The organism is Rhizobium sp. WYCCWR10014, assembly GCF_001657485.1.
In the GTDB taxonomy this organism is placed as follows: domain Bacteria; phylum Pseudomonadota; class Alphaproteobacteria; order Rhizobiales; family Rhizobiaceae; genus Rhizobium.
Window position 1 is genome coordinate 83,216 of sequence record NZ_LXFU01000039.1, and the last position, 13,941, is coordinate 97,156.

12 protein-coding genes are annotated in these 13,941 nt (G+C 59.9%); 1 reads left to right on the plus strand and 11 read right to left on the minus strand.

Going from position 1 to position 13,941, the window contains the following annotated elements; genetic code table 11:
• Nucleotides 1-274: 274 nt before the first annotated feature.
• From A6U98_RS21550 to A6U98_RS21590, 9 genes are all read right to left on the minus strand, one after another.
• Nucleotides 275-832, minus strand: a complete 558-nt coding sequence (locus A6U98_RS21550) for a lytic transglycosylase domain-containing protein (RefSeq protein WP_064652584.1) — start codon at nt 830-832, stop codon at nt 275-277.
• On the minus strand, nt 780-2,204 hold the full coding sequence (locus A6U98_RS21555) for a flagellar hook-length control protein FliK (protein WP_064652586.1): 1,425 nt from the start codon (nt 2,202-2,204) through the stop codon (nt 780-782). The genes A6U98_RS21550 and A6U98_RS21555 overlap by 53 nt, the downstream gene beginning before the upstream one ends.
• Nucleotides 2,201-3,496, minus strand: coding sequence for a chemotaxis protein MotC (gene motC, locus A6U98_RS21560; protein WP_064652588.1), 1,296 nt, complete (start codon nt 3,494-3,496; stop codon nt 2,201-2,203). Before motC ends, A6U98_RS21555 begins: the two co-directional genes overlap by 4 nt.
• A 4-nt stretch (nt 3,497-3,500) precedes the next feature.
• On the minus strand, nt 3,501-4,832 hold the full coding sequence (locus A6U98_RS21565) for a MotB family protein (RefSeq protein WP_064652590.1): 1,332 nt from the start codon (nt 4,830-4,832) through the stop codon (nt 3,501-3,503).
• Nucleotides 4,829-5,458: a hypothetical protein gene (locus A6U98_RS21570; protein WP_064652592.1), complete on the minus strand. Its 630-nt coding sequence runs from the start codon at nt 5,456-5,458 to the stop codon at nt 4,829-4,831. Before A6U98_RS21570 ends, A6U98_RS21565 begins: the two co-directional genes overlap by 4 nt.
• Before the next feature lie 203 nt (nt 5,459-5,661).
• Nucleotides 5,662-6,624, minus strand: a complete 963-nt coding sequence (locus A6U98_RS21575; RefSeq protein ID WP_064652622.1) for a flagellin — start codon at nt 6,622-6,624, stop codon at nt 5,662-5,664.
• A gap of 300 nt (nt 6,625-6,924) precedes the next feature.
• Complete coding sequence (locus A6U98_RS21580) at nt 6,925-7,836, minus strand: flagellin (RefSeq protein WP_064652624.1); 912 nt, start codon at nt 7,834-7,836, stop codon at nt 6,925-6,927.
• Between the two features lie 247 nt (nt 7,837-8,083).
• The gene (locus A6U98_RS21585) at nt 8,084-8,992 is read right to left on the minus strand and encodes a flagellin (RefSeq protein WP_064652594.1); all 909 of its coding nucleotides are present in this window, start codon (nt 8,990-8,992) and stop codon (nt 8,084-8,086) included.
• Nucleotides 8,993-9,274: 282 nt separating this feature from the next.
• Nucleotides 9,275-10,183, minus strand: coding sequence for a flagellin (locus A6U98_RS21590; protein ID WP_064652596.1), 909 nt, complete (start codon nt 10,181-10,183; stop codon nt 9,275-9,277).
• A gap of 446 nt (nt 10,184-10,629) precedes the next feature.
• Between A6U98_RS21590 and A6U98_RS21595 the strand changes: the two genes are divergently transcribed.
• Entirely contained in the window at nt 10,630-12,546 is a 1,917-nt protein-coding gene (locus A6U98_RS21595) for a glycosyl transferase (RefSeq protein ID WP_064652598.1), read from the plus strand.
• A gap of 142 nt (nt 12,547-12,688) precedes the next feature.
• Here the strand turns inward: A6U98_RS21595 and fliP are convergent, their stop codons facing one another.
• Together fliP and A6U98_RS21605 are read right to left on the minus strand one after the other, a co-directional pair.
• On the minus strand, nt 12,689-13,426 hold the full coding sequence (gene fliP / locus A6U98_RS21600; RefSeq protein WP_064652600.1) for a flagellar type III secretion system pore protein FliP: 738 nt from the start codon (nt 13,424-13,426) through the stop codon (nt 12,689-12,691).
• Nucleotides 13,423-13,929, minus strand: coding sequence for a flagellar basal body-associated FliL family protein (locus A6U98_RS21605; RefSeq protein ID WP_064652602.1), 507 nt, complete (start codon nt 13,927-13,929; stop codon nt 13,423-13,425). Before A6U98_RS21605 ends, fliP begins: the two co-directional genes overlap by 4 nt.
• Nucleotides 13,930-13,941: the final 12 nt, after the last annotated feature.

Consider the following 13,941-nt stretch of genomic DNA (forward strand, 5'->3'; position numbering starts at 1 on the left):
GCCTCCGAATCAGTGTGGCACTTCGATGATCTATGGGTACGAATCGCACGAATCGGCGACAACTCGTTAAAGTTAATGGCAGAAACTAATAATTGATTAAGATCTGGGTAGCGATTTGATCTATATCTAGTGGGTGCGCCTGATTATGCACACCAAAATTTCGTGGAAAAGTTAACGAGCGGTTAAATATGGCTTGCGCATGGGATTCATGCCGGATTCCCGCCACATTGTGACACAGTTTCGTCACAATACGCCTCTTCCATCTTTGGTTGAATCAATTTCGGCAAAAGTTACTCGCATTGGGAGTCCACTTGCCATAGCCCGTGGCGACGAGATTGGAGATGACGCGGCAGACATATTGCTTCTGCGCCGGATTATTGTTCGGTCCGGCATGGTATCTGGCTACCGCCATCGTCCATGTCTCGTGACGGTCATGCAGATTGCGGAGGAATTTTGCCGCATACTCGACGTTGCGATGCGGGTCGAACATCTCCTCGGCGGAGCGGAAATTCTCGCCGTGAAAGTAATGGTTGATCTGCATGCAGCCGATGTCGATGAGCTTGGCGCCGCTGTTGCGGGCGACATCGAACTGCCGCATCGCGTCCTGCTCCGAGGGCGGAAAGATCGCCTTGCCTTCGACGTTCATGGCGTAGGGATAGAGCGAGCCCTTGCGGCCGGTCTCCGTCAGCCCAACCGAATAGAGGATGCCTTCCGGGATGCCGTATTTGGCCGCTGCCGACTGGATCTCGCGTTCGCAGGCGCCGGTGGAGGCGATCGCCTCAGAGGTAAACGCCGCCAGTGCCGCTGCTGCCGCCAGAACGAGCGTCTTCAATACTGGTATCGCCTGCGCCATTGAAGCCTCCGTCCGTCCGCTGTGCCGTCTGATTGTGGCGCTCGCGCGCCTCGCCGCCCTGCCCCTGCTGAGGAAGCGACTGCTGCTGGGAGGCCTGGCCCTGATTGCCGGCGTCGGGACGCTCGACCGGCGCCATGCTGATGGTGACGTTTTCGACCGCGTAACCCTGGCTGCGCAGAGCTTCGAGAATCTTGCCGTGATCTTCCTTCATTTGACGATAGGCCGCTCCGGTATCGACCTTGAGGTCGATGTTCAGGGCGTCGCCGGACAGGCGCATGGTCGCCGTCACCAGGCCGAGATCGAGCGGATTCATCTGGATCTTCAACGTATTGACCACCTTGCCGGTGCTCGTCCATTCCGCCGCGTTGGAGAGCGCCGAGCTCGGCTCCATGGCGCGCGCCCATTCAGAATCGCCGGAGAGAGCGGCGGTGACAGCGGCGGAATTCGAATTCTGCATCAGGCCGATATAGCGGCGCGATTCGAGCACCGAAACGTTTTCGACATCGGCCTTCTTCGAACCATCTTTCGGCCCGGCCTGATCCGTACCGATGTGGACATCCATCGACACGCCGCGGCCATCGGCGCGGCTGACCCTGAATGTCTTGCCATCGGCAGCTTCGGCAGTCTCCGATCCGGGGACCTTGATATCATCCGCCTTGCCGTTGCCGCTGACGGCGGCAAGAGCGTCGGACGCATGACCGCCCGCCTTGGCTTCGATACCATCGAGCTTCTTGTCAGCCGCTCCAGCCTCATCGGCCTTGGCGGCGAGATGATGCGCGGCGGCCGCCTGCAAAGTCACGGTCCCGTCAGCAGGCTCCTGCTTCAGCAGACCAAGAACATCGGAAATGCCGCCGTCATCATCGTCGCTGGCCTTGTCCGCATCGGTTTCCAGCGCGTCGGCCTTGGCGTGCTTGCCGCCTTTGGCTGCCTGAACGACTTCGTCGGTCGAGCGGTCCTTCGGGTCGAGCTTGTCGAAAGCGAGATCCGCCGGCATTTTGACCTCGGCCTTTGCGGGTTTTGCCGCAACCTTTTCGACACTGGCAATCGTTTCCGGCTGCACCTCCGCCTGTGCCTTCAGCCCGGCGTCGCCGAGGTCGATCAACGGCTTTGCGCCGCTGCGGCCGCGGATCGTCCGCGCCACTTTTTCCGCAGCGCCATCGGCAGCCAGTCCCTGATCCGGCTGCGCATCATCGGGCTCGTCATTGACGGCATCGCTGCCTGCCTTGGCGAGCGCGTCGAAGAAGCCGTTTTTCTGGCCGTCAGCATCACCTTTTCCGGCCAGTCGCGCGGATTTCGCAACCGCAGCCGTCTCCGTACCGGAGGCTCCGCCCGAGACGCTTATATCCATCATTGTTCGTTGCCTTCTTGCGCCAGAAGACCGTCGATCTCGTCGAGCTTGGATCGATTGGTCGTCACAAATGCGTTGAATGAGGGGTCGGTATCCTGGCTTTGGCCAGTCGATGCCACACCTCCCGGAATAGGCTCGGGAAGCGCGCCTGGCGCTCCCGGTTGCGGGGCTATAGCCGCAGCCTTTTCAGAAGTGATTTCTTGATGATCAGTGTTAGGATTGGAGGCTTGCGTCAAGCTTGCCGGGTCGGGAGCGCGCAGGATCTGCTCGGCAACGGATCGCGCCGCCTCCTGCAGCGCCTGATCCCGCGGCGACAGCGCGTTGCCGTCGATGCCGCTGACATTCTTTGCTGCCTGATCGATATCCTCCGTGGGAAGGCCGGCCATGCCGCCATAGAAATCCGCGAGCGGACCGAAAGCATTGTCGGTGCCGCCGCCAAGCGACTGCACGCGTCCGACCGCCATGCGCGCCAGCTCCGGCTTGCCTGATATAGCGGCAGCGCGGGCGATACGCAGATAGACCTCGCGCTGGCGCGGTGCGTCCATGAAGGACAGGATGTCGATGACGTCCTGCGGTTTCACGTCGTGATCGTGGCCGACGACGAGGGTGACGAAAAGATCGGCGAACTGGCTGGCATAGGGCGAATGCAGGAAGCGTCTGACATAGCGCTGCGAATAGGCCATTCCCCTGTCGAGCATCCCCTTGTCGACGCAAATGGCGACGGAGCGGCGCAACGCCGCCTCCTCGACGATCGTACCGGGTGCTGCAAGGCGCGCCTGGTCGTAGAGATCCAGCGCGTCTGTCGGTTTCGTCGCGATCAGCACGTTGCCGCCGATCAGCGCAAGGTAGGGGCCGATCTTCTTGTCGCGATATTCCCTGGCCGTCTCCTCCAGCGTCTTGGCGACGAGGAGCCCCTTGCCGCTCAGATATTTGCGCAGCACGTCGGTGACGCGATTGTCGAAATAGCCGTTGACGTCGTGGGCGATCAGATATTCGAGCGTCTGGGGATTGCCGCCGCTCATCGTATAGATCAGCGCCGCGTCGACATTGCGGTCATCCTCGAAGGTCGACGGTTCGACGGTGCGCAGCCGCGTGTCGATCGTGCCCAGCATGAAGCGCTGCATCTCACCGGCTGAATGATCACCGGTAACGACGGAATCCTGCACGAATTGCAGCGACCGCAGCATTTTGTAGGGCGCGAGATCGTCCGGATCCTGCGCATTGGCTGCGGCCGGCGAAAGCATCGCCAGGCCGAGAGCCACAAATCCGACGTAACGATGCTGCCGACGCGCCATCCGACTATCCTTGATCCGCCTGCACCAGAATCTCGATCCGGCGGTTGGTCGCGTTGAATGGGTCAGACGGCAGCTTCAGCCGACGGTCGGCGAAGCCGGAGACCTGGGAGATACGCTTCTCGTCGAGCCCGCCACGCACAAGCATGTAGTAGGCGCTCTGGGCGCGGTCCATCGAGAGCCGCCAGTTCTCGTTCTGCGTGCCCTTATACTGGCGACCGTCCGTGTGGCCGCGGATGGCAACCGCACCACCCCTCTCCTTCAGGATCGCGCCGATCTTTTCCATGGCGAGCACCATTTCCTGGCGCGGAACGGCAGAACCGATGTTGAACATCGAATCGTCGGTCTGGTCTGAGATGCTGACCAACAATCCGCCTTCGGACGCCGTCACGGTCAGGCCTTCGGCGAGCTTGCCGGCAACGCCGCCGATCTGCTGGGCGATCTGCGCCTGCAGCTGCTCGGCTTCCTTCTGCTGCTTCTGCTCGGTCTCGGCGGCACTCTTGTCCGCATCCTTCTGATGATCGGCGTCCTTCTGAGCTTCGGCCTTCTTGTCTTCGGGCGACTTCCCCCCTGACGTCTTGCCGTCCTTGGCCTCGACCGCGCCTTTGGTTTCCTTGGTTTCTTTGGTCTCCAGGGCGGCCTTCTGATCGGTGGTCAGCGGCATCGGCTTGGCGTCCTCAAGCTTGGCGATCTCGGTCGTCTCGCTCTCGACCACCTGCTCGTCGCTCTTGCCGGGCGGCAGCGGCTTGCCGGCCGTCGTGACCTCGACCTGCTTCGTCCAGAAATCCGGATCGAAGGGATCACGATAGGCCTCGCCGCCATCTGCGCCGGTGGCTGGGCCGGAATCGGCGGCACCGCCATCACCCTTGGCGCTGACATTGGCCTGCTGGCCGACTTCCTGCGCGATCTCGGCGAGAACCGAATAAGGGTTTTCGAAGAAATCGGCCTCGGAATAATTGGTTTGGTCGCCGGAGGTCGATGTCTGGTCGTCACCATCCGCTGCGGCCTTGCCGTCGTTCGGATCTTCTTCCTTCTGTTTCGACTTCTCCTGCTTCTCCTCGCCCTCGGCGTTGTCGACGGGCTTCTTCAGGCCCTTCTCGGTTGGCTTTTCGTCGGAGAGCTTGATCGGATTGAAATAGGTCGCGACCGAGGCCTTGGTCTCCTCGTTGGCGGCATTGACCAGCCACATAACCAGGAAGAACGCCATCATCGCCGTCATGAAGTCGGCATAGGCAATTTTCCACGCACCGCCATGGGCGCCATCGTGATCACCGCCGCCATGTCTCTTGACGATGATGATCTCGTTCTTGCCGTGGTGGTGGTTTTCGCCTTCGCTCATTCCAGAACTTTCTTCAAGCTGGCCGCCCAGGCGGACATACGGGTGACGATGACGGAATCACCGATTTCGACGGCAAGATCGATATCGTCGGTCTCAACGTGGCGAACCGCGCCTGCATGTTCGCCGAGCTCGGCCTTCAATATGTCGAAGAGCCGGGTCGGGCCCCTGACGACGATCGCTCCGGCCGCGCCTTCGAGGATCGCATCACGCAGCAGGGCGGCGAGGCTTTCGGCAGCCTTGGCCGCAAGCGCTTCCGTCATCACAGGCGCGATGGCCTCAGCGGCGCCGGCGCTGACCAGCTGAGCGACCTCTTCGGCGATGTCGCGGATGCGGGACGCAATGACCGCCGCCGCCTCGACCTCGTAACGAAGCTTCAGTTCCTCGAGTTCTCGCGCATGGACCTCCGCCAGCGTCCGCGCCTCGCGTTCGTATTTTTCGGTCAATTCCACGGTCGCTGCGGCATGACCTTCCACATAGGCTTCGCGGCGCTCCGCCTCGACGTCGATCGCCGGTTCGCTCGGCATTTCGAGGAAATCGTCACCGCCGAAATCGTTCATGTCGAGGATCGGCGCTGACGATTCCGGTTCACCGAAATCCTTCAAATACCGGGAAAGCGTAATGCTCATAAAAAACCATCCAGCATTCGGGAGGCATGCAGCATGCCCGCCCCCGCTCAAAGTGACCTTGCGCGCCGGCATCCCCTTCGGAACGGACAAGGGCCTGACCTTGCGCCGGCACGGATTCGGACGATGCCTTCATGCCGGAAACTAGGCAGTCAAACTTGCGCGAGGATGAATGGCGCCGCCGCCACCCGTGATCGCGCCCGCCCCTATTCCAGCAGGATCAGGATCTTGCTTGCGGCCGTGTTGAGGATCGAGATCGCTTCGACCGCCATCTGCTTCTGGGTCTCGATCGCCTTCTGCCGGATCGAAGCCTCGTCCATGTCGGTGTCGACGAGCGCGCCGACGCTCTTATCGATCGAATCGGCCAGATCGGCGGTATAGTCGATCTGATCGTCGATGCGCGTCTTCATCACGCCGATGGACGCGGCCGTCGTCGTCAGCGAGGAGAGAAGCGCGTCGGTGACGTCAAGCATGTCGGTGAGTTGCTCACCGGTCGTGTTGTTGTCGATCGCAATTTCCGTACCCGTCGCCGGCGTGGTCGAGTTGGCGTTCAAAAGGTAGTAGTTGCGCGACGTCGCACCACTGTTGTTGATCGCGTTGGCATCGACCGACTTGGTCAACAGGCCGCCACTCGCATTGTTCTTGTCGATGAGAATGGTCTGCGAGGATGGGAAATCGATGGTCTGGGCCTGATATTCGCCGGTCGGAGCGCGCACGAAACCCGAAATGACCTGCCATGTCGGCGGCGCAGCGGTGTCGCCGTTCAACAGCCAGTTTTCACCCGCAAACGACGTCGATTCAACGATCGTCTGCAACTGCTCTTTGTATTCTTTGATCTCGGCGTTGATCTTGTCCTTGTCGGCGCCGGGCTCTCTTGCCGAAACCAGCTTGGCGCGAATATCGCCTAGGAGATCGATCGCCGAGTTCATCGCCGTATAGGTCGCATCCACCTTGGCAGCGCCGAGACCGAGCGCATCGCCGATCGTTCCGAGATTGGTGCTGTCCGAGCGCATGACGGTCGCGACCGACCAATAGGACGCATCGTCGGCGGCAGTCTCGATACGATATCCCGAGGACACTTGCTGTTGGGTCTGGTTGGCTTCTTTGTTGATGCTGCGCAGCACTGCAAGCGCATTCACCGCGGACGCGCTGGTAATCTTAACGGTCATCGACAGGGTCTCGGAATAAGGTGAAAGGGCAGGCCGGATTGCCGGCGGCGACTGAGGTGGCATCATGCCTCCGGCAGGGTTTCTGCCGGTGTGTCGCAAAAGCAAATCAACTCAAGGCGAAGGTAACTCGATATCAACCTGTTGGGCAAGAGCGCAGCACTGAGCGTGGCGTGCCGATCGCCAAGTCGATCAAGCCGTTGATATAAAAGAAAGAACCGCGCCGTTTCGGGCGCGGTCCGGGGGACTTTACGCTTGCGGCCAGATGACGGCGCAAGATTGGGTCCAGCTTCAGCCTCTGATTTAGCTGCGGAACAGCGTGAGGATGTTCTGAGCGCTGGAGTTGGCGATCGACAGCGACTGGATGGCCAGCTGCTGCTGCGTTTGCAGCGCCGTCAGCTTGCTCGATTCCTCTTCCATGTCGGCATCGACGAGGCGGCCGACGCCCGATTCGATCGAGTCGCTGAGCGCGCCGACGAAGTTTTCCTGCAGCTCGATACGCGTGGAAATCGAGCCGAGCTGCGATGCAGCCTTGGTCATCGCCTCCAGTCCGGCCTCGATCGACGTCAGGGCCATGGAGATCTCAGCCGAGCCGAAAGTGCTGATGTCCATCGAGTAGATCGAGCCGATCGTACCGTATGATGTGCCGATGATGCCGGAACTCGTTTCGATCACGCCGGCCGAGGTCATGCCGAAGAGGACGTTGCCCGTGGAGCTCGAGTTCAGGATATAGTCCGTCGTCTTGACGGAGACATTGCCGTTGCCATCACGCACGAAGGTGGAGACGACGCTCTTGGTGCCATCGGCGCCGGCAACCCAGTTTTCACCGGAGAAGGAAGCCGATTGCGCGATGCTCAGGAGCTGCTGCTGCAGCTGGCTGATTTCTTCCTGGACCTTGGTCTTGTCGACGCCCTTTTCGGTCGCGGCGACAATCTTCGCCTTGATTTCGCTGATGACATCGATGGCGCTGTCCATGGCAGAGTAAGCGGTGTCGACCTTGGCGGCGCCGAGACCGAGAGCGTCTGAAACAGCCCCGAGGGCCTTGTTGTCCGAACGCATGGTCGTTGCGATCGACCAGTAGGCGGCGTTATCGGCTGCCTTTTCGACGCGGTAACCCGACGATACGTGGTTCTGCGTCGTCTCAAGGCTGTCGTTGATTCCGCGGAGTGTCTGAAGAGCGGCCATCGCCGCGACGTTCGTCAAAATGCTGGTCATGAAATGATTGCCCCTTGTCGGCATGTGGAAAAAAGGGACATTCCGGAAAGCCACCGGGAACGGGAAGCAGCCTCATGCCTGTTAACCGGTTCTTAAATTTGGTTAACTCTCCGTCTCGTTAACCGCAGAAGACAGCATTATGGTTAATCAACTGTTAACGGAAATTAAAAAAGCCGCGCTCCATTGAAGCGCGGCTCGATTCCTGGATGCCCGCCGGAGTCCGGCGGGCCGATATTTCTGCGGGCTATTAGCCGCGGAACAGCGTGAGGATGGTCTGCGAAGAGGAGTTCGCGATCGACAGCGACTGGACTGCCAGCTGCTGCTGGGTCTGCAGGGCGCTGAGCTTGGAAGATTCTTCTTCCATGTTGGCATCGACGAGACGGCCGACACCGGAGTCGATCGAGTCGCTGAGAGCGGACACGAAGTTTTCCTGCAGCTCGATGCGCTTGGAGATCGAGCCGAGCTGAGCGCCGGCGCTGGTCATGGCCTTCAGAGCCGCTTCAACGTTGGTCAGAGCCGACTGGATTTCGCCGAGGGTGAAGTTGGTGATGTCCATTGCGTAGACAGAACCGGTCGCACCATTCGAAGTACCGAGGATACCCGTGGAGGTTTCGACCGCGCCGGCGCTCATGCCGAACAGAACGTTGCCCGTGGAGCTGTCGTCGAGAATATAGTCGGTCATCACGACCGAAACGGCGTTGGAGCCGTCGCGGACGAACGACGAAACGACATTCTTGGTGCCGTCAGCGCCGGCAACCCAGTTTTCACCGGAGAAGGAAGCCGACTGCGCGATGCTCATCAGCTGCTGCTGCAGCTGGCTGATTTCTTCCTGGACCTTGGCCTTGTCGACGCCGCTTTCAGTGGCGGCAACCAGCTTGGCCTTGATGTCGCCGACGACGTCGATGGCGCTGTCCATGGCGGAGTAAGCGGTGTCGACCTTGGCAGCGCCGAGGCCGAGAGCGTCGGAGACGGCCGAGAGAGCCTTGTTATCAGAACGCATGGTCGTTGCGATCGACCAGTAAGCAGCGTTGTCGGAAGCCTTGCCGACGCGATAGCCGGACGAAACGTGAGCCTGGGTTTCCTGGAGACCCTGGTTGATGCCACGGAGAGTCTGGAGAGCTGCCATTGCAGCGTTATTGGTGTTGATGCTCGTCATAGTTTGCTTGCCCCTTGTTGGCAGATTTTAAGAAGGGACATTCCGGATTTTCGGCCGGCCCACAGCGATCAGCATCATGCCTGTTAACCATCTCTGTTAGGGTTAACTCGCCGTTTCGATGGGCCTAGAAAACACCAAGATGGTTAAGGAAAGCTAAAACGATATTGGAAATTACCTAAAAATATCTGAGGCTTAGAAGAATTTTCATTAACCTTATATTAAAACATTTCGCGGCCGGGGATGACCCGGCCGCGAAACTTGGAAGCCTTGTGCCAACCGGTCTTAGCGGAAGAGCGAGAGGATGTTCTGCGAAGAGGAGTTCGCGATCGACAGCGACTGGATCGCCAGCTGCTGCTGGGTCTGCAGGGCGCTGAGCTTGGAAGATTCTTCTTCCATGTTGGCATCGACGAGACGGCCGACACCGGAGTCGATCGAGTCGCTGAGAGCGGACACGAAGTCGTCCTGGGCGTCGATGCGGCTGGAGAGCGAACCGAGAGCAGCGCCGGCGCTGGTCATGGCCTTCAGAGCCGCTTCAACATTGGTCAGAGCCGACTGGATCTGGCCGGAGGTGAAGCTGGTGATGTCCATCGCGTAGATCGAACCGGTTGCACCACTCGAAGTGCCGAGGATACCCGTGGAGGTTTCGACCGAGCCGCCGCTCATGCCGAACAGAACGTTGCCCGCAGAGCCGCTGTCGAGAACGTAGTCGGTCGTCTTGATCGACACGGCGTTGGAGCCATCGCGGACGAACGACGAAACGACGCTCTTGGTGGTGCTGTCAGCGCCGGCAACCCAGTTTTCGCCGTTGAAGGAAGCCGACTGAGCGATGCTCAGGAGCTGCTCCTGCAGCTGGCTGATTTCTTCCTGGACCTTGGCCTTGTCAACGCCGTTTTCAGTGGCGGCAACGAGCTTGGCCTTGATGTCGCCGACGACGTCGATGGCGCTGTCCATGGCTGTGTAAGCGGTGTCGACCTTGGCAGCGCCCATGCCGAGAGCGTCGGAGACGGCCGAGAGAGCCTTGTTATCAGAACGCATGGTCGTTGCGATCGACCAGTAAGCGGCGTTGTCGGAAGCCTTTTCAACGCGATAGCCCGACGAAACGTGGTTCTGCGTCTGGTTGAGGCCCTGGTTGACGCTACGCAGCGTCTGGAGAGCGGCCTGTGCGGAAGAATTCGTGTTAATGCTTGTCATAAGTCTGTCCCCTGGAAAACAAGATACAAAAAGGAGGACATACCGGACTATAGTACCGGCGATGACGGACCAGCTTCATGCTACTCGGCGCCTTTTTTGTTTGGCCCAAACCCGTCATGTCCAGGGCAATCTCGCAGCCAATGCTTGCCAACTCCTTAAAAATACAGACCCTGAGCCGGCTCCTCGCAGGGCATAGTTAATGCTTGCTGAAAATATTCCTTGGCATCCTAATTCCCTTGAAAACCAAGTGTTTTCCTTAGGCAAAAGCCGGCATTTCTCCGCGAAAACGGAGGTTCGCCAAGCACACCGGTTTCAAGCAAGCTTCGAATGCCAATGTGGCAGACGCCGGGATAGCACCATCGGACCGATCCGCCTCTTTTTGCGGAGGAAGGACTGTCTGTGCCTCGGCGATCGACGCCAGAACATTTCCTTCACGGAGTTGGGTTTTGAACAGCAAAGTTTCGTTCTCTGCGGCATCCAAGGATTACCAGATGGGCCGCTACACACAGTCCTTGGCGACGCTCAACCAGCTGATGGATATCCAGCAGGACGCCAAGACCTATGCGTTGCTGGCCAAGAACCTCGTGCAGCTCGGCTTCAAGGCCGATGCCGCGAAAGCCTACGGCCTGGCCGGCAACTGCGAAGGACCGAATTCCTACGAATACCAGAAACAGGCGGCCAAGCTGCACTACGAGACCGGCAGCGAGGACGACGCGCTACTGATCGCCATGCGAAACCTTAGCAAGGCGCAGGAAGACCCGGAACTCGCCTTCATCATCACCGCGATCTATCTGAAGCGCCAGCAGCGCGATATCATCCGCCCGTTCAAGACGGTGCTGTCGGAGAGCATGAACCCCGATCATATGCGCCTGGCAGCCCTGCTTCTGAGCGACGATCTGAACGACGCTACCAACCAGGCCCTTGCGCGCAACCTCTTCAAGCGGTTTCCGGGCAATCTCGCATTCCGCTTTCTGCATCTGGTTTTCGCCCGCGAATTCAATGAGTTCGAAGAGGCGAGCAAACATCAGGCGGTGATCGATGCCTCACTCGCCAAGGGCGATATCGAGATCCTGCGCAAGGATAACCCGTTCTATCATCTGCACTGGTGCGGCAATGAGGATTTAAACCGATATGCGACGATCGGCACCACCCCCCTCAACCCGGAACGGGTGGCCTTCCGCCGCAACCAGCCGCACACTTGGTCGGACAAGATCCGGATCGGCTACATGTCATCGGACTTTTGGGATCGCCATGCGACGATGAAGCTCTTGCAGCGCATCCTCGAACTGCACGACAAGGACCGGTTCGAGGTGACGCTCTTCTGCCATACGGGCCCTGAGTACCTCAAGCACAACAATACCGACCGCAGCCGCTGGGGCCGGATCGTCACCGTTCACGGCTTCTCAGATCAGGCCATGTTGAACGCGGTGCGCGAGCACAATATCGACATCATGGTCGACCTGAAGGGTCATACCTCGGGCAGCCGCGCGTCGGCTTTCAACTTGCCGCTGGCACCCGTACATGTCGGCTGGCTCGGTTTCCCCGGCAGCACTGTCAATATCGATCTCGACTACGTCATCGGCGACCACTCGGTGCTGCCCGAGGTGGCCAAGCCCTTCTACCACGAGAAATTCTGCCGCCTGCCGGAGAGCTATCAGCCAAACGACCCGATGCATCGCCCGAAGCCGCGCCCTGTCACCCGCGAGCAGCTCGGCCTGCCGGAAGGCGCCTTCATCTTCGCGTCCTTCAACGGCAACCGAAAGATCACGCCGGAGACGATCGACAGCTGGTGCCGCATTCTCAAGCGCGCGCCGAACAGCGTGCTCTGGCTGATGGCAAATACGCCGCGCAACCACGCGAACCTCTTGAAGCAATTCCAGGCGGCGGGGATCTCCGCCAAGCGGATCATCTTCTGCCCCCGCGCGCCTTATGAAGAACATATCGACCGTCAGCAGGCGGCCGACATCGGCATCGATACCTTCCCCGTCAATGGCCACACGACCACCTCGGAGCAGCTCTGGGGCGGCCTGCCGGTCCTGACCGTCAAGGGCACCAACTTCGCGTCACGCGTCAGCGAGAGCCTGCTCAGGGCCATCGACCTGCCCGATCTCGTCGCGCCCGACCTGCAGGCCTATGAGGATATGGCCGTCGAACTGGCTGAGAATCCCGGGCGGATCGCCGAATACAAGGCACACCTGAAGGAGAAGCGCTATATCGCGCCGCTCTTCGATGCCGAACGGTTCTGCGACCATCTGGAGCAGGCCTATGAAATCATGGCCGAGCGTGCCAAGCAGGGTCTTGCACCCGATCACATGGACATCCCGGCGCTGCCGCCGCGCACGGCGCCCTTCGCGGCCGAGTGAGGCTTTTCGACCACTACAGCGCCGCGCGTTTTTCAGACGCATAACGGACGCTGTAGCACTTTGAATTGTTGCATAATGAAAGAACCCGCCGGAGCAATCCGACGGGTTTTCTCATTGGCGAATATCCAAGCGGCGCAGCCGGTCAGCTGAACGAGCGCACCAGGCTGCCGACGAGCAGGTTCCAGCCGTCGATCAGCACGAAGAAGAGAATCTTGAAAGGCAGCGAGATCGAGGTCGGCGGCAGCATCATCATGCCCATCGCCATGGTGATGGTCGCGACGATGAGGTCGATGACGAGGAACGGCAGCACGACGAGGAAGCCGATCTCGAAGCCGCGGCGAATCTCGGAAATCATGAAGGCCGGGATCAGCACGCGGTAGTCGATCGGATCGGTCGTCTGGATATTCTGCCCGCGTTCGCGCGCCAGATCGACGAAGAGCGCCAGATCCTTGTCGCGGGTATTGGCGGCCATGAAAGTGCGGAAGGGTTCGCCGATACGCTGGACTGCCTCGGTCTCGTTGATCTGATTGGCAAGCAGCGGCTGCACGCCGTTCTGCCAGGCCTGATCGAAGGTCGGCGACATGACGTAGAAGGTCATGAACAGCGACAGCGACAGGAGGATCATGTTGGAGGGCGTCGAGGAGAGGCCCATCCCTGAACGCAGGATCGAGAAAGCGATGATGAAGCGCGGAAAGCTCGTCACCATGATCAGGATGCCCGGCGCGACCGAAAGAATGGTCAGCAGGCCGAATGTGCGGATGATCCAGGCGGCGACGGAGCCATCGACCGGCACGTTCAACAAGTCAGTCGGCAGCTGCTGTGCCACCGCCAGTTCCGGTACCGCCATCATGGCGGCAAGGAAAACTATGAGACGAATCATTCGATGACAAATGTCCTGAACATGACCTTCGATACCCGCCCTTGCGAGCGAAGGTCAACACGTTCCTGTATGTCATCCTTGAGATATTGAAAGCCCCGCGGTCCCTCGATCTGCTGGAGGGAAACGGTCCTGATATAGGCGAGGATATCCTGGTGAATATCCTCGGAAACCTTGACATCCGGTGGCCCGTTGAACAGCAGCGCGACTTCGAGTCGCACCCAGTTTTCGGAGGGGTAGGCGAGGTTCGAGGTGATCGGTTCGAGCTGGACGACGTTGTTGGCCTCGGTCGAGATGCGCGCCAGGCCTTCCTCGGCCTTCTTCTTCGCCTCCGCATCCTTGGCCTGCTCGACCTCCTTGGCGCCCTTGACGTTGGGCGCGACGATCGTGCCGACCGCCCAGCCGCCACCGGCGCCCAGCAGGGTCAGGACGGCGATGCCGATGATCGTCATCAGCGCGCCGGACTTCTTGTTCGATTGACCTGCGCTTGCGTCTGGTTCTGCCATCGTCGTTCAGCC